Below are 15,676 nucleotides of genomic sequence, written 5' to 3'. Positions count from 1 at the left end.
GCGCCGGTTCTAACCGGCGCCGGCACTCACGAGTCGAGTTCGGCCAGCGCGAGCAGGTCGTCCTCGGCCAGTTCGAAGTCGAAGACCTCCGCGTTCTCCCGGATCCGCGCCGGGGTCGCCGATTTCGGGATCGCGATGACCCCCAGCTGCAGATGCCAGCGCAGCACCAGCTGAGCGGGCGTTTTCCCGTACTTCGCGGCCAGCGCCGTGACCACCCGGTCGTTCAGGTGCCTGCCGCGGGCCAGCGGGCTCCACGCCTCGGTCGCGATGCCGTGCTCGGCGTGGAACGCGCGCAGCGGGGCCTGCTGCTGCCACGGGTGCAGTTCGACCTGGTTGACCACCGGCACGACGTCGGTCTCGTCGAGCAGGCGGCGCAGGTGGTCGATGCCGAAGTTCGAGACGCCGATCGCCCGCACCCGGCCCTCGTTCAGCAGCAGTTCGAGCGCGCGCCAGGTCTCGACGTAGCGGTCCAGCTCGGGTTTCGGCCAGTGGATCAGGTACAGGTCGACCGGGCCGAGGCCGAGCGCTTCGGCGCTGCGGTCGAACGCGCGCAGGGTGTTGTCGTAGCCGTGGTCGGTGTTCCAGACCTTCGTGGTGACGAAGACGTCCTCGCGCGGCAGCCCGGACTCCCGCACCGCCGCGCCGACCTCGGCCTCGTTGCCGTACATCGCGGCGGTGTCGATGCTGCGGTACCCGGCTTCGAACGCCGTCGCGACGACCTTCGCGACCTGGTCGGGCCGGACCTGGTACATGCCGAGTCCGAGCTGCGGGATGGTGACGGAGTTGTTCAGAGCGAGCAGGGGCGGCACAGCCATGCGGCGATCCTCACTGCGGTGTTCTCGGGGACGGGTCTCCTGGGGAACACCGCAGATCTTGCCAGTCTCCGGCCGCCGCCGCGTTCACACCCCGCCGCGCACGCCCGAACGGACCGCTTCCGTCACCCGTGCGGCCCGCTCGGCCACCGCGTCCGCGCCGACCGCGAAACCGTTTCGCGATTCGGCCGCGACGGTCGCCGTTCTCGCCGACGAACCGGCCATTTCCGCGGCGGCGGAGACGTCGGCCAGTGCCGCCGGGTCCACAGTGGACAGCAGGCGTTCCGCCACGCGGACCACCTCCCCCGCCGCGGCCACCACGTCCGCCGCGGGCTGGGCGCGGTCGGGCACCTCGTGCGTGACGGCGTGCGCGTCGATCTCCGCCAGCCGCAACGCATGCCGCGTGAGGTGGTCCGCTTCGGCGTCGCCGCCGGCGGCCCGGCTCAGCAGGGCCGCCGCCTGGGCGAGTGCCAGTGCCGCGACGGTCGCCCCGGCCGGAGCCGGGATCGCGGGCCGCGCGAGGGTGTTCAGGAAGTCGCTCACGATCTGGTCCCGCATGGCGGGTCTCCTTCCTGCTCAGCGCCGGATGCGCTCCATCCCGGGGTCGACCAGCGGTTCCGCGGCCACAGTCGCGGCGACTCGCCGTCCGAAGTACTCGATCTCCACCTGGTCGCCGATCTCGACCGAACCCGGCAGCCAGGCGTAGGCGAGGGGGCGGCCGATTGTGTAACCGTAGGCCGCGCTCGTGACGTAACCCGCAGCGGTTCCGGCCACGAACACCGGTTCCTTGCCCAGCAGGACAGTCCGGCCGTCGTTCACGGTGAGACAGCGCAGCCGCCGCGCCGAGCTCTCTTCGCTGCGGCCGTCGATGGCGGCCCGGCCGACGAAATCGCCCTTCGCCGGGCGCACCGCGAATCCGACCCCGGCCTCGTACGGGTCGTGTTCGGTGGTCATGTCGGTCCCCCACAGCCGGTAGCCCTTCTCCAGCCGCAGGCTGTTGAACGCGCCGCGCCCGGCCGCGATGACGCCGAGCGGCTGCCCGGCGCGCCACAAGGCGTCCCACAGGCGCTGGCCGTTGTCCGCGGAGGTGTAGATCTCCCAGCCGAGTTCGCCCACATAGGACAGTCGCAGGATGGTCACCGGCACTCCGGCGATCCGCGCGCGGCGGCCGCGGAAGTACTTGAGGCCGGTGTGCGAAAGATCTTCCGCTGACAGGGGTTGCACCAGGTCGCGGGCGAGCGGGCCCCACACGCCGATGCAGCAGGTGCCGCCGGTGGTGTCCTCCACCCGGACGCCTTCCGGTGCGCGGCTGCGCAGGTAGGCGACATCGATGTTGCCGTTGATGCCGACTTGGAACAGCTCCGGTTCCAGCCGTGCCACGGTGATGTCGCTGCGGACGCCGCCCGCGTCGTCGAGCATCAAGGTATACGTGACTGAACCGGCCGACTTCGCCAGCTGATTCGTCGTGAGCCCCTGCAGAAACTCCAGCGAGCCCGGTCCGCTGACCTCGACCCGTTTGAGCGGAGTCATGTCGTACATCGCGACGCGGTTCCGGGTGTGCCAGGCCTCGGCGGCCACGATCGGCGAGTGGAACTGCCCGGCCCAGGCGTCGCGCGCGGGCGGGAGGTAGTCGTGCGGCAGGTCTTTCAGCAGGGAGGCGTTCGCCTCGAACCAGTGCGGGCGTTCCCAGCCGCCTGCTTCGAGGAACACCGCGCCGAGTTCGCGCTGCCGGGCGTGGAACGGGCTGACCCGCAGGTCGCGCGGCGAAAGCCGGGGCTGCAGCGGGTGCAGCACGTCGTAGATCTCCACGAAGTTCTGCTGCGCGGTTTCGCGGACGTACTCCGGGGCCAGCTGGACGTCCTCGAACCGGTGCACGTCCAGCTCGTGCAAGTCGGTCTCGGCGCGACCGTCCACAATAGACTCCGCGACCGCCTTCGCGATGCCCGCGGAATGCGTGACCCAGATGGCCTCGGCGATCCAGAATCCGCGCACGTCGGAGGATTCGCCGACGAGCGAACCGCCGTCCGGGGTGAAGGAGAAGATGCCGTTGAAGCCCTCCTCCGCTTTGGTTTGCCCGAGCGCGGGCAGCAGGAGCTTGCTTTCCTCCCACGACGGCGCGAAATCGTCCTCGGTGAACGGCAGCATCGACGGCATCGCGGACGCGGTGACCTCGCCGGGCTCGGCGAAGGTGTCCACCGGCATCGGGCGGTGCGCGTACGAGCCGATGCCGAGCCGGTCGCCGTGCTGGCGGAAGTAGAGGTCCTGGTCCTGATGGCGCAGGATCGGCAGCGCCGGGCGCACCGGGTCGGCTCCGGCCAGTTCGGCGAGTTGGCCGGTCTTCGCGTACTGGTGCGCCAGCGGCAGCAGCGGCACGGTCATTCCGGCCATTTCGCCGATCTCTCGCCCCCAGAATCCGGCGCAGGACACCACGATGTCGGCCGGGACCACATCGTCGGCTGTCTTGACGCCGGTGACGTGGCCGTTCGCCTGCTCGATGCCGGTCACCCGGGTCGAGCCGACGAACCGCGCGCCGCGCGACGAAGCCCGTTTGATCAGCTCCTCCACCGCGCGCGAGGCGACGGCGAGCCCGTCGGTCGGGACGTACAGCGCGCCGAAGATCTGGTCCTGGTCGAGCAGCGGCCAGCGGCGCACGCATTCGCCCGGGTCGATCAGCCGCGCCTCGACGCCCCACGACGTCGCCCAGCCGTGCTTGCGTTTCAGGTCCTCCCAGCGCGCCGCGGTGCTGGCCACCTCCATGCCGCCGACCTGGTGGAAACAGCCGAGGTCGAGCAGTTTCGCGACGGTGTAGCCGGCGAATCCGGTCATCGCCTTCGACGGGTTGGTCTGGAACACCAGGCCCGGCGCGTGCGACGTGGAACCGCCGGTCAGCGGGAGCGGGCCCTGGTCGAGGACGGTGACGTCGGTCCAGCCGCGCAGGGTCAGCTCGTCGGCGAGGTTCGCGCCCACGATTCCGGCGCCGATGATCACGACACGGGGCATGAGAACTCCCTGGGGATAGGTCAGCGGAAGACGACGGTCCGGTTGCCGTTGAGGAGGACGCGGCGCTCGCAGTGCCAGCGCACGGCGCGGGAAAGCGCGAGGGCTTCGGCGTCGCGGCCGACGGTCGCGAGCGCGCGCGGCGAGTGCGAGTGGTCGACCCGCTGCACCTCTTGTTCGATGATCGGGCCTTCGTCGAGTTCGGGGGTTACGTAGTGCGCGGTCGCGCCGACGTACTTCACGCCCCGGTCGTAGGCCTGCGCGTACGGTTTCGCGCCCTTGAAGCCGGGCAGGAACGAGTGGTGGATGTTGATCGCGCGGCCTTGCAGCTTCTGGCACAGCTCGTCCGAGAGGACCTGCATGTAGCGGGCCAGCACGACGAGGTCGATGTCGTGCTCCCGCACCAGGTCCAGCAGCCGCTGTTCAGCCTCCGGTTTGGTCGCGGGGGTCACCGGGATGTGCACGAACGGCAGCCCGGCGGCCTCGGCCATCGGGCGCAGGTCCTCGTGATTCGACGCCACGAGCGCGATTTCCGCGCCGAGTGCGCCCGCGCGCCAGCGGAAGAGGAGGTCGTTGAGGCAGTGCCCGGCCTTCGACACCATCACCAGCAGCCGGTCCGGGGTGTGGTCGGAGAACCGGTACCGCATCGCGTAATCCCGGGCGACCAGATCGAACTCACGGGTCAGGTCGTCCACAGTGGCCGGTCCGGCGCAGGCGAATTCGGTGCGCAGGAACAGTTCCCCGTGGACGTCGTCGTCGAACTGCTGGTGTTCGACGATGTCGCAGCCGTTGCCGACGAGGAACGTCGTCACGGCGTGCACGATCCCGGAGCGCTCGGGGCAGTGCAGGGTGAGGGTGAACTGGGTCAAGACTCCTCCTCTCGGTATTCCAGCGCCGCGTCGGCGAGCCACGCGGCGAAGTAGGGGGCGAACGACTGGCGCACGAGCACGGTGAACTCCCCCGCTTCCCGTACCAGCAGGACGATTCCGGTGCGGGCGAGCAACGTCTGGACGCAGGTGCCCGACGATGCGGCCTTCGGGTGGAGGTCGATCGCGCAGCCGTGTGCCAGGACGTCCCGGGCGGCCGGTCCGGTCAGCCGCACGGTGGTGCGTTGCGCGGACACGTCGGTGACCGCTCCGACTGCGATCGCGTCTCGCAGTGCTGCTTCGGTGCCTTCGGGAGCGCCGAGCACGAGGTATTCGTCCGGGCCGAGCCACAGCACGTCGCCGACGCCGCTGGTGAACCGGCACGCGTCCGGCAGCGCGGTGCCGAGCACTGCCGCCGCGGCGTCGTGGCCTTCGCGGATGCGGACGTTGAGCTGCGAGAGGAACGGGAGTTCTTCGGCGAGCACGGCTGGCGCGCAGCTGGCGAGCAGGCCCGCGTGCTCCGCGAGCGGCGACAGGGTTTTAGCCGTCACGACGGGTCCCCTCCTTGTCGTAGAGCACGGATTCGGTCACCGTCACCGGCACCACCTCGTCGCCGACCGGGACGTACAGCGTCTCCCCGATCCGTTCCCGGCCGGAGCGGACGAGCGCGAGCGCGAAGGTGCGGTCCAGCGCGGCGCTCGGGTAGCTGGAGGTGACGTGGCCGAGCATGCGGACCGGCGGCTTCGGCACCTGCGCGGTCTCGATGAGCTGCGCGCCCTCCGGCAGCAGCACAGCAGGATCGACTGGCAGCAGGCCGACGAGCTGCTTGCGGTCCGGTCGCAGGTTTTCCGCCCGAGAGAAGGACCGTTTGCCGAGGAAGTCGGCCTTCTTCTTGGACACCGCCCAGCTCATTCCGAGATCCTGCGGGGTGACCGTGCCGTCGGTGTCCTGGCCGATGATCGGGTAGCCCTTCTCCGCACGCAGGACGTGCATGGTTTCGGTGCCGTACGGCGTGATTCCCTGCTCCGCCAAGGCTTCCCAGAGCGCCAGGCCGTACCAGGAGGGCACGTTGATCTCGTACGCCAGTTCGCCGGAGAAACTGATCCGGCACACCCGCGCGGCGATCCCGGCGACCTCCGCGTCACGCCAGGCCATGAAGCCGAAAGCGTCGTTGCTGACGTCCAGCTCCGGCGCGAGCCCGGCCAGCACCTCGCGCGAACGCGGGCCGACGAGCGCGACGGTGGCCCAGTGCTCGGTGACCGACGTGGCGAACACGCGCAGGTGCGGCCACTCGGTTTGCAGCCACTCCTCCATCCAGTCCAGCACCATCGCGGCGTTGCCGGTGGTCGTGGTGACGAGGAAGCGGTCCTCGGCCACGCGGATGACGGTGCCGTCGTCGATGACCATGCCGTCGACGCCGCACATCACGCCGTACCGGATCCGGCCGACCTTGAGGGTGCTCATCAGGTTCGTGTAGAGCAGATCCAGGAATTCGGCGGCGTCCGGGCCTTGGACGTCGATCTTGCCGAGGGTGGAACCGTCCAGCATGGCCGCGTCGGTGCGGGCGGCGAGGCATTCCCGGCGGACCGCGGCGTGGAGGTCCTCGCCCGGCCGCGGGTAATACCACGGACGCTTCCACTGGCCGACGTTCTCGAATTCCGCGCCGTGCCCGACGTGCCAGGAATGCAGGGCGGTGACGCGGATGGGGTCGTGCAGCTCGCCGCGGTTCCGGCCGGCCAGCGCGGCGAAAGCGACGGGTGTGTACGGCGGGCGGTAGGTGGTCGGTCGGCGGTCCGCGAGGTCGACGCCGAGGGCTTCGGCGGTGATCCCGGCGGCGAGCATTCCGGAGGTTTTGCCCTGGTCGTGCGCGGTGCCGATGGTGGTGTAGCGCTTCACGTGCTCCAAAGACGTGAGGCCCGCGCCCGTCGCGCGGAGCACGTCGGAGACAGTGGCGTCGCGTTGCAGGTCCACGAACCGGGTGTCCGCATCGGACTCCGTGCCGGGGATCTGCCACTCGACAGCGGGAGCCAGCTCGCGGGGTCGCGCGTCGGAAACGGGGAGCGGGATTTCCGCCGGTGCTGGGATTCCCGCTGCGGCAAGGGCTTTTTCGGCCGCGGTCCGGCCTTCTCGCACGCAACCGGCGAAGTCGAGGGTGCCGTTCGCGCTGCCCGCGACCCGGGCGGCGGGGAGGTCGCCGTCCGGCAGGTACGCCCCGAGTGCGGGTTCGTAGCGCAAGGCACCGCGCTGCTGGCTGAACAGGTGGACCGCGGGTGTCCAGCCGCCCGAGACCAGAAGCGTGTCGCACGGGATCAGTTCCCCGGCCACGCGCACGCCGGTGACGCGCTCGGTCCCTTCGGTCGCGGTGACCGCAGAGCCGGTCCGGACTTCGATCCCCCGTTCCGCACAGGCTGCGGCCCAGTTTTCCGGAGCGGCCGGGCGGACGTCGACCACCAGCGGGAGTTCCACACCAGCGTCGGCGAGGTCGATGGCCGTGGCGTAAGCGGAATCGTCCATCGTGAGCACCACCGCGCGACGACCGGGAAGGACGCCGTACCGGTGCAGGTACGTCCGCGCGGCGCTGGCGAGGAGAATGCCGGGGCGGTCGTTGTCCGGGAACACGATCGGCCGTTCGTGCGCGCCGGTGGCGAGCACGGTCTGCTTCGCGCGGATCCGCCATACGCGCTGCCGGGCCGCGCCGGACGTCCGGTGTTGCAGGGCCAGGACGAAACCGTCGTCGTAAGCGCCGAACGCGGTGGTCCGGTCGAGCACTTCCACGTCCGGGGTCGCGCGGAGTTCGTCGGCGATCGCGCGGGCCCATTCGACGGCGGGCTTGAGGTCGAGGTATTCGTTCGAGCCGAGCAGCGAACCCCCGGGCTCGGGCTGGTCGTCCACCAGCACCACCCGCGCTCCGGCTCGCGCGGCCGTGCGGGCGGCGACCAGACCGGCCGGTCCCGCGCCGACGACCAGCACGTCGCAGTGCAGGTGCTTCGCGTCGTACCGCGCCGGGTCCGGTCCGGTCGCCAACCGGCCCTGGCCGGACAGGCTGCGCGCGACGAGGCCGTCGAACAGCTCGACGGTGGTGGCGGTCTGCATCGGTTCGGGGAACGGTTTTTCCAGCTGCACCACGGCATTCGGCTCTTCGACGCCCCCCGCCATGATGCCGCGCGGGCGGCCGAGCTTGACGCTCCTCGCCACCTGGTGCACGCCGTGGGCGAGCAGCGCGGAGGCGAGCGTGTCGCCGGGATGCCCGGTGAGAACGCGGCCGTCGAAAGTGAACCGGAGCAGGGTGTCGCGGTCGAGGTGGCCGCCGCTGGGGAGGCGGAAGGTCATGGGATCACCGGCCGGGGTTCGTCGAGGCGGTAGACCGCCGCGAGTTCGTGGGTGCGGGTGTCGCGGACGGCGTTGAACCAGCGGCGGCAGCCCGCGCTGTGCGTCCAGCGTTCGGCGAGCGGGCCGCTCGGGTTGGCGCGGAAGAAGACGTCCTTCGCCCATTCCTCGTCGGACAGTGCCGCCGGGTCCTGCGGGTACGCGACGTGGGCTTGGCCGCCGTAGTGGAATTCGGTCTCCTCGCGGGGACCGCACCAGGGGCACGGGATCAGCTGCACAGTGGCTCCTAATGCGCGACGGCGGCGGCGCCGTGCTCGTCGACGAGCGCGCCGGTGGTGAACCGGTCGAGGGTGAAGGGTTCGGCGTACGGATGCGGCTTGCCTTTCGCGACGGTGTGCGCGAAGCAGTCGCCGACGCCCGGCGTGGCCTTGAACCCGCCGGTCCCCCAGCCGCAGTTGAGGTAGAGGTTTTCCACCGGGGTCAGCCCGATGATCGGCGAGGCGTCCGGGGTCACATCGACGATGCCCGCCCAGGTCCGCAACAGGTGCGCCCGCGCGAACACCGGGAACAGCTCCAGCGCGGCGGCCATCTGGTCCTCGATGATGTGGAACGCGCCGCGCTGGCCGTAGCCGGCGTAGGAGTCGATGCCCGCGCCCATCACGAGTTCTCCCTTGTGCGCCTGGGAAACGTAGACGTGCACGGCGTTCGACATCACCACCGTCGGGTGCACCGGTTCGAGCAGTTCCGACACGAGCGCCTGCAGCGGATGCGACACCAGCGGCAGGTCGATCCCGGCCATCTTCGCCAGCACCGAACTGTGCCCGGCCGCGCACAACGCCACCTTCCCCGCAGCGATCCGGCCCCGGTTCGTGTCGACCGCGACCACCTTGCTGTCGCGGGTCTCGATGCCGGTGACCTCGCAGTTCTGGATCAGGTCGACGCCCATTTCGGCTGCCGCACGGGCGAAACCCCAAGCCACGTAATCGTGTTTGGCGATTCCGGCACGCGGCTGGTAGGTCGCGCCGAGCACCGGGTAGCGCACGTCCGGCGAGGTGTTGACGATCGGGCAGAGTTCCTTGACGCCGTCTGCGTCGACCCATTCCGCGTCGATCCCGTTGAGCCGGTTGGCGTTCACCCGGCGCACGCTGTCGCGGACGTCCTGCAGGCTGTGCGCGAGGTTCAGCACTCCGCGCTGGCTGAACAGGATCGGGTAGCCGAGGTCTTCTTCCAAGCCCTCCCACAATTTCAGGGAGTGCTCGTAGATGCCGGAGCTTTCGTCCCACAGGTAGTTGGAGCGGATGATCGTCGTGTTGCGGGCCATGTTCCCGCCGGCGAGCCAGCCCTTCTCCAGCACGGCGACGTTCGTGATGCCGTGCACCTTGGCGAGGTAGTACGCGGTCGCCAGGCCGTGCCCGCCGCCGCCCACCACGACGACGTCGTACACGCGCCGCGGCTCCGGGTCCCGCCACAGGAAATCCGGGTGCTCCGGAAGGTCCGCGCCCGGGGGCTGGTCCGTCGTGGTCATTCCGGCTGGCCTCCCGTGTCGGACAACTGGTCGACTACTGATATATCAATCTTCGCTGTAGAGTAAGCGGGGTGAGCACCTCGGTCAACCACGTCATCCCGGCCGCCGCCCCGTCGCTGGCCGAACGCGCCTACGAGTTCCTGCGCGACCGCCTCGTCATGCTCGACATCAAACCGGGCGACCCGATCAACGAGGAATGGGCGGGCACCGCGCTCGGCATGGGCCGCACGCCGATCCGCGAAGCGCTGAAACGGCTCGAAACCGAACGCCTGGTGGTCGCGTACCCGCGCCGCGGCACCTTCGCCACGGACGTCAACATCTCCGACCTCGCGCACATCTCCGAGGTCCGGCGCACCCTCGAACCGACCGCCGCCGCGTCCGCCGCGACCCGGGCGACCGACGAGGACCGGGCGCGTCTGGCGGAGCTGCGCGACCAGCTGGATTCGGCCCGGCCAACGGAAAACACCGAACTCCTGCGCACCGACCTCGACCTTCACCGCGCGATCTACGCCTGCGTGCACAATCCGTTCTTCGAGGACACGCTGATCCACTACGACAACCTCGCGACCCGGATCTGGTGCGTGTTCCTCCCCCGGCTGCGCGGCATGGCTGGGCACGTGGACGAGCATTTGCCGCTGCTGACGGCAATCGTCGACGGGGACGCGAAGAAGGCTTCGGCACTGACGCTTGAGCATGTGATCGGGTTCGAGAAGGCGATCCGGGCGCTGATTTAGGGGGACGGCTAGGGCTCGTGAGTGGTTATGCCGGTTAGAACCGGCACAAACACTCACGACGCACTCAGCCTTCGGTCCGCGCCCGCACCCAGGCATGGAACTCGCCGATGTGGTGTTCGCTCGGCACCAGCACGCCGCCGCGGGCGTACGCGCGCGAGCCCATCGCCTGCTGGCACCGTTCGCACGCCTCGAAATCCTGCTGGTTGACCCGGTGGAACAGCTCCACCGAACGGTCCAGGTCCGCACCCGATTCCACCACCTCCGGCAGGTACAGCCAGTCGCAGCGGACCAGGGTGCGGTCCGGGGCCAGCGGGAACATCCGGTGCACGATCACGTGGTCCGGCACCAGGTTCACGAACACCTGCGGGCGGATCGTGATCGCGTAGTACCGCCGGTCCTGATGTTCGCCGACGCCCGGCAAGCGCTGGAGGCCGTCGCCGCCGTCCACAGTGAACCCGGTGACGTCCGAGCCGAATTCCGCGCCGTGGCCGACGAAATACTGTGCGGCGTAACCGTCCGCGAACTCCGGGAGCACTTCGGTGAGTTCCGGATGGATGGTCGCGCAGTGGTAGCACTCCATGAAGTTTTCGATGATCTGCTTCCAGTTCGCGCGCACGTCGTACTCGATGCGCCGGCCCAGCGACAGATTTTCGATGCCGTATGCCTCGATCTCCCCCGGCCCGCCGAGCCGTTCGCTCACGTCGGCCATCACCGTGTCCGCAAAGGACGGTGCGTCCTCGGCGAGGCAAACCCAGGCGTAGCCGAGCCATTCGCGCAATTGCAACTGGGTCAGGCCGTACTCGACGCGGTCGATGTCGGGCATCCCGGTGAGATTCGGCGCGGCGACGAGCTTTCCGTCGAGACCGTAGGTCCACGCGTGGTACATGCACTGGAAAGCGCGCTTCACTGAACCTTTTTCGTCAGTGCACAGCCGCGCGCCGCGGTGGCGGCACACGTTCAGGAACGCGCGCAGAGCCCCGTCGCGGCCGCGCGCGATCAGCACGCTTTCGCGGCCGATCTGCACGGTCTCGAACGAGCCGGGCGACGGCAGGTCGGCGCTGCGCACCGCGCAGAACCAGCCCGCTTCGAAGATCCGCTCCTGCTCCCGGGCGAAGATCGCCGGGTCGGTGTAGTGCGGCCCGGGCAGAGTCGGCAGCAGGCTCTGCGGGAGGTCGATGGCGGTCACCGGCAGGGCTCCTCTCGAAGACATTCGATGTTGCGCATTACGCGTCTTGTTGCCCTCTCTGGAACAAGATGAGGCTCGGCCGGGGCGCTGTCAAGCACCCTTCCCGGTGCCGCACCCGTTCGCCGGAACCGCCTTCGACCACGGCTTTCACCCGGAACAGCGCTCCGCAAAACTCGACCCCGGAACCTCTTGACGGCACCCCCGCCGCACACTCAGACTCTGTTGCGTATCACGTCGGGTGTTCCTCAATACGCAACAATCCCCAGCCTCGGAGGAATCAATGCTGCGCGCGTGCACTGTGGACGAACTGCCCCCGGGCGAGTCCGTCCGGATCGCGGGGCCTGAGCCCATCGCCGTCTTCAACGCCGACGGCGAGCTGTATGCGATCGGGGACACCTGCACCCACCAGGACGCGTCGCTGGCCGACGGCTGGCTCGAAGGTTGCTTCGTGGAGTGCCCCCTGCACGCCGCGCTCTTCGACCTGCGCACCGGCATGCCGTCCTGCCTGCCCGCCAAGCAGCCGGTGCGCACGTACCAGGTGCAGGTCGACGCGGGCGTGATCTACGTGCTCGCCGACGCCGCCGAGGACGCTGCGTGAAAACGGTCGCGATCGTCGGCGCTTCGCTCGCTGGCTCCCGCGCCGCGCAGGAGCTGCGCGCACAGGGGTTCGACGGTCGTGTCGTGCTCATCGGCGAAGAGCCGCATCTCCCCTACGACCGGCCGCCGCTGTCGAAAACGTTCCTGGCCGGCACCGCGTCGCGCGAGTCGCTGGACCTGCTCGACGCCGACGATCTCGCCTCGCTGGACGTCCGGCTCGGCACCCGCGCGGAACGTCTCGACCCGTCGACCGGCCGCCTCGTCCTCTCCGACGGCGAACTCCAAGCCGACGGCGTCGTCCTCGCGACCGGCGGGCGTGCTCGCGCTTTGCCCGGGACGGAATCCGTTGCCGGAGTTCATGTTCTGCGCACCTTGGACGACGCGCTCGCGCTCCGCGAGGAACTGGTCCCCGGGGCGCGAGTGGTGATCGTCGGCGGCGGATTCATCGGTGCCGAGGTGGCTTCGACTTGCCGCGGTTTGGGTCTGGACGTCACGGTTCTGGAAGCGTTGCCGACCCCCATGGCGCGTGTACTGGGCCCGGAACTCGGCTCGATCTGTGCGCGCCTGCACGGCCGGAACGGGGCCACCCTTCGCTGCGGCGCTTCGGTCGCCGGGCTTTCGACGCTCTCGGGCCGGGTCACCGGAGTGCGGCTGGAGAGCGGCGAGACTCTGCCCGCCGACGTGGTCGTCGCCGGGATCGGCATGGTCCCGGCGACCGGCTGGCTCGACGGCTCCGGTGTCGCGACCGGCAACGGCGTGCGCACCAACGCCGGTCTGGTCACTTCGCTGCCGAACGTGGTCGCCGCGGGGGACGTCGCGGTGTACGGACCGGCGGGGACGCGGCACGAGCACTGGACGAACGCCACCGAACAGGCCTCCGTCGCGGTCGCCAATCTGCTGGCGGGCCGGGTGGTCCGGGAGCACGAGCCGAGCGGCTACGTCTGGTCCGACCAGTACTCGGGAACTCTCCAGCTCGCCGGGCACCCCTCTCCCGACGACGAGGTGCGTTACGCCGAGGGCGGCCCGGACGACGAGGCTTTCCTCGCCACCTATCACCGCGACGGCCGGACAGTGGCCGTGTTCGGGCTCAACAACCCGAGGGGGTTCGGCCGCCTGCGCAGGCAAGCGCTGAGGCGGCCGGTACCCGTCGGTTAACGCACGACCTGCACCACGTCGCCCGGCTGCAGCGTGTTGAAGAACGCCACCGCGTCGGCGTGCGACAGGTGGACGCAGCCGTGCGACTGGACCTTCAGGCTGCCCTGATGGAACGCCACGCCGGTGTTGGTGAAGAACACCGAGTAGGGCATCGGGCCGTTGAACTGCTTGCTGTAGTGGTCGATGTCCTTGTACTGCACGCGGAACGTGCCCACCGGGGTCGGGTACGCGGGCTTGCCGACGGTGACGCGCACGCCGCCGCGGGTCACCTTGCCCTGATCCATCAGCCACGCGGTGTTCGCCGACAGCTTCAAGCATGCTTTCGCTTGGGGGCCGCAGGGCGGTCCCGCCGCCTCCGCGCTCGCCGCGAACCCGATAGTTGCCGCCATCGCCGCGATACTGGCCAGCATTGCCGTGATTTTCCGGTTCATCCTGTGCCTCCCCGAGATGGTCGTACTCTGGATCTTTCCCAAAGAGGACAGTTTCAAACCAAAAGTGCGCCCATGTGGGTGAGCTCTAACGGGAGCGCCAGGCGAGCGGCGACGTTTTCAGCGCGGCTTCGGCGACGCGCCGGGCAGTTTCGGTGAAGAGCCCGGCCTGCGCCGACCCGAGCCATTCGTCCACTGTGGAGACTCCGGTCGCACGGTATTCGAGGGCCTGGAAAAGCATCTCGAGTTTGTCGGCGTCTTTCGCGCACCGCGCCTCGGGCGACTCGCGCGTTTCGTACTCGGCTACCGCGGCCCGGACGGTTTGCGCCGACGCACTCGGCAAGCCCGCGGTCTGGTCCGCCGTGATGGCTCGCGGCTCCGGCTTCGCCAGATACGGCGAGGCGGTGTGCGGAAGGTCGCCGGTGCGGGTCTCCTGAGTGTCGTGCCACAGCGCGAGAAACGCCGCGCGCTCGGGGTTCGCGCCTTCCTCGGCGGCGAGCAGCGCGGCCAGCTGCGCGGCGCGGAGGCTGTGCTCGGCCACCGACTCCGGATCGCGGACGCCCGCCTGCCACCAGCCCGCGCGGCGGACCCGCTTGAGCACTCCCAGTTCGAACCCGAACGCGGCCAGCCTTCCGGCGTCCATTCCGCGATCCCCTTCCCGTGCAGATCTTCCCGTGCAGACCACAGTGCAGATCCCAGCGCCGATTCCAGTGCCGATTCCCGTGCCGGAGCCTACGGGGCATGGCATGCTGCCCGGACCACCGCCACTTCCGCAGGAGGCCCGCGTGAGCACTGTGCTGGTCGAGCACGACGGTCCGGTCACCACGATCGGCATCAACCGGCCGGAACGCCGCAACGCTGTCGACCGCGCGACCGCCGAGGCGCTGGCCGATGCCTTCCGGGAATTCGACGCCTCGGACGCCGCCGTCGCGGTGCTGTACGGCGTCGGCGGGACCTTCTGCGCGGGCGCGGACCTCAAGGCGGTGAGCGAAGGCCGCGGCAACCGCGTCGAGCCGGACGGCGACGGCCCGATGGGGCCGACGCGCCTGCGGCTGCGGAAGCCGGTGCTCGCGGCGGTGTCCGGACATGCCGTCGCGGGCGGGCTGGAACTGGCGATCTGGGCCGATCTGCGCATCGCGGACGAAACAGCGGTCTTCGGCGTCTTCTGCCGGCGGTGGGGCGTCCCGCTCATCGACGGCGGCACCGTCCGGCTGCCGCGGCTGATCGGCCGGAGCCACGCGCTCGATCTGGTGCTCACCGGACGGCCGGTCGATGCGGCCGAGGCGCACCGGATCGGATTGGCGAACCGGATCGTGCCGCCCGGAGAGGCGCTGCCCGCCGCCATCGCGCTCGCACGGGAACTCGCGGCGTTTCCGCAGACCTGTTTGCGGGAGGACCGCGCGGCATTGCTGGAAAGCGAGTCGCTGAGCGAGGAATCCGCAATGGAAAACGAATTCCGGCACGGGATCCGATCACTGACCGCGGATACCATTGCGGGAGCCACGCGATTCGCCGAGGGCGCGGGCCGGCACGGGTCTTTCGGGGACTAGCCGTCCGCGCTTGCCGTTGTCCGGCAAGGCATCTCCCGGGTTCCCGATCAGCGGGCACAGCATACCGGACATTCCAGATATCCGGCTCGACCATGCGTTTTTCCCCGCGGTCACGCGTTTTTCGGCGACTGCTCCATCCGAGTGGAATCGCACGCGAATTACTTTCGGATTTTAGTGCTCCCGTCGTTTTCACCTGCGAAGACCGGACATTGTCGCTCCCGAATTGAGCACTGCTCCGATCGAGGCAGGGAAAAATGCGCTAATCGCACGTAGCGCCCACCCCCGCGGCATCGATACAGATACGGGGCCGGGCGCCGAAGCGCGTTCGCACGGCCGGGAGGCGGTGCGCACCGCCCGCCGCCTCCACAACACAACCCCCGCCCCCCGACCCGTCGCCAGCAGGCTCCACCGCCGGCGGACGCCAGCCGCCCGGCCTGACGAGGCCGGGCCATCGGCGTATCCCGCCGCCGGATCCGGCCGTGCCCCGTGCTCCCCGCGT

15 protein-coding genes are annotated in these 15,676 nt (G+C 69.8%); 4 read left to right on the top strand and 11 right to left on the bottom strand.

Annotated elements, in window-relative coordinates:
• Positions 1 to 26: 26 nt before the first annotated feature.
• The 8 genes from ACWGIC_RS06340 to ACWGIC_RS06305 all read right to left on the bottom strand — a co-directional run bounded on the left by ACWGIC_RS06340 (position 27) and on the right by ACWGIC_RS06305 (position 9,527).
• Positions 27 to 815, bottom strand: coding sequence for an aldo/keto reductase (locus tag ACWGIC_RS06340; RefSeq protein ID WP_452074852.1), 789 nt, complete (start codon positions 813 to 815; stop codon positions 27 to 29).
• Positions 816 to 899: 84 nt separating this feature from the next.
• On the bottom strand, positions 900 to 1,370 hold the full coding sequence (locus tag ACWGIC_RS06335; protein WP_452074851.1) for a hypothetical protein: 471 nt from the start codon (positions 1,368 to 1,370) through the stop codon (positions 900 to 902).
• Positions 1,371 to 1,388: 18 nt separating this feature from the next.
• The gene (locus ACWGIC_RS06330; RefSeq protein WP_452074850.1) at positions 1,389 to 3,812 is read right to left on the bottom strand and encodes a GcvT family protein; all 2,424 of its coding nucleotides are present in this window, start codon (positions 3,810 to 3,812) and stop codon (positions 1,389 to 1,391) included.
• A gap of 20 nt (positions 3,813 to 3,832) precedes the next feature.
• Complete coding sequence (gene purU / locus ACWGIC_RS06325) at positions 3,833 to 4,678, bottom strand: formyltetrahydrofolate deformylase (protein WP_452074849.1); 846 nt, start codon at positions 4,676 to 4,678, stop codon at positions 3,833 to 3,835.
• On the bottom strand, positions 4,675 to 5,226 hold the full coding sequence (locus tag ACWGIC_RS06320; RefSeq protein ID WP_452074848.1) for a sarcosine oxidase subunit gamma: 552 nt from the start codon (positions 5,224 to 5,226) through the stop codon (positions 4,675 to 4,677). Before ACWGIC_RS06320 ends, purU begins: the two co-directional genes overlap by 4 nt.
• Positions 5,216 to 8,005, bottom strand: a complete 2,790-nt coding sequence (locus ACWGIC_RS06315) for an FAD-dependent oxidoreductase (protein ID WP_452074847.1) — start codon at positions 8,003 to 8,005, stop codon at positions 5,216 to 5,218. Before ACWGIC_RS06315 ends, ACWGIC_RS06320 begins: the two co-directional genes overlap by 11 nt.
• Positions 8,002 to 8,280: a sarcosine oxidase subunit delta gene (locus ACWGIC_RS06310; protein WP_452074846.1), complete on the bottom strand. Its 279-nt coding sequence runs from the start codon at positions 8,278 to 8,280 to the stop codon at positions 8,002 to 8,004. Before ACWGIC_RS06310 ends, ACWGIC_RS06315 begins: the two co-directional genes overlap by 4 nt.
• 8 nt (positions 8,281 to 8,288) lie before the next feature.
• Positions 8,289 to 9,527 carry a sarcosine oxidase subunit beta family protein gene (locus ACWGIC_RS06305; RefSeq protein ID WP_452074845.1) on the bottom strand — a complete coding sequence of 413 codons (1,239 nt, stop codon included), beginning with the start codon at positions 9,525 to 9,527 and terminating at the stop codon, positions 8,289 to 8,291.
• Positions 9,528 to 9,598: 71 nt separating this feature from the next.
• Here ACWGIC_RS06305 and ACWGIC_RS06300 point away from each other — a divergent pair, with 71 nt between their 5' ends.
• On the top strand, positions 9,599 to 10,261 hold the full coding sequence (locus ACWGIC_RS06300; protein ID WP_452074844.1) for a GntR family transcriptional regulator: 663 nt from the start codon (positions 9,599 to 9,601) through the stop codon (positions 10,259 to 10,261).
• Positions 10,262 to 10,325: 64 nt separating this feature from the next.
• Here the strand turns inward: ACWGIC_RS06300 and ACWGIC_RS06295 are convergent, their stop codons facing one another.
• Positions 10,326 to 11,447, bottom strand: coding sequence for an aromatic ring-hydroxylating oxygenase subunit alpha (locus tag ACWGIC_RS06295; RefSeq protein WP_452074843.1), 1,122 nt, complete (start codon positions 11,445 to 11,447; stop codon positions 10,326 to 10,328).
• A 280-nt stretch (positions 11,448 to 11,727) separates the two neighbouring features.
• Between ACWGIC_RS06295 and ACWGIC_RS06290 the strand changes: the two genes are divergently transcribed.
• Positions 11,728 to 12,045 (top strand): bifunctional 3-phenylpropionate/cinnamic acid dioxygenase ferredoxin subunit, encoded by a 318-nt coding sequence (locus ACWGIC_RS06290; RefSeq protein ID WP_452074842.1) that lies wholly within the window; start codon positions 11,728 to 11,730, stop codon positions 12,043 to 12,045.
• Positions 12,042 to 13,199 (top strand): NAD(P)/FAD-dependent oxidoreductase, encoded by a 1,158-nt coding sequence (locus ACWGIC_RS06285; protein WP_452074841.1) that lies wholly within the window; start codon positions 12,042 to 12,044, stop codon positions 13,197 to 13,199. The genes ACWGIC_RS06290 and ACWGIC_RS06285 overlap by 4 nt, the downstream gene beginning before the upstream one ends.
• Here ACWGIC_RS06285 and ACWGIC_RS06280 read toward each other — a convergent pair.
• Together ACWGIC_RS06280 and ACWGIC_RS06275 are read right to left on the bottom strand one after the other, a co-directional pair.
• Positions 13,196 to 13,630 (bottom strand): L,D-transpeptidase, encoded by a 435-nt coding sequence (locus ACWGIC_RS06280; RefSeq protein WP_452074840.1) that lies wholly within the window; start codon positions 13,628 to 13,630, stop codon positions 13,196 to 13,198. The genes ACWGIC_RS06285 and ACWGIC_RS06280 overlap by 4 nt on opposite strands.
• Positions 13,631 to 13,715: 85 nt before the next feature.
• On the bottom strand, positions 13,716 to 14,270 hold the full coding sequence (locus ACWGIC_RS06275; RefSeq protein WP_452074839.1) for an HD domain-containing protein: 555 nt from the start codon (positions 14,268 to 14,270) through the stop codon (positions 13,716 to 13,718).
• Between the two features lie 103 nt (positions 14,271 to 14,373).
• Here ACWGIC_RS06275 and ACWGIC_RS06270 point away from each other — a divergent pair, with 103 nt between their 5' ends.
• Positions 14,374 to 15,177, top strand: a complete 804-nt coding sequence (locus tag ACWGIC_RS06270; RefSeq protein ID WP_452074838.1) for a crotonase/enoyl-CoA hydratase family protein — start codon at positions 14,374 to 14,376, stop codon at positions 15,175 to 15,177.
• The last annotated feature ends 499 nt before the right edge of the window (positions 15,178 to 15,676 follow it).

This window comes from Amycolatopsis sp. NPDC054798, assembly GCF_053611505.1.
This window is presented reverse-complemented; position numbering and strand designations above follow the sequence as displayed.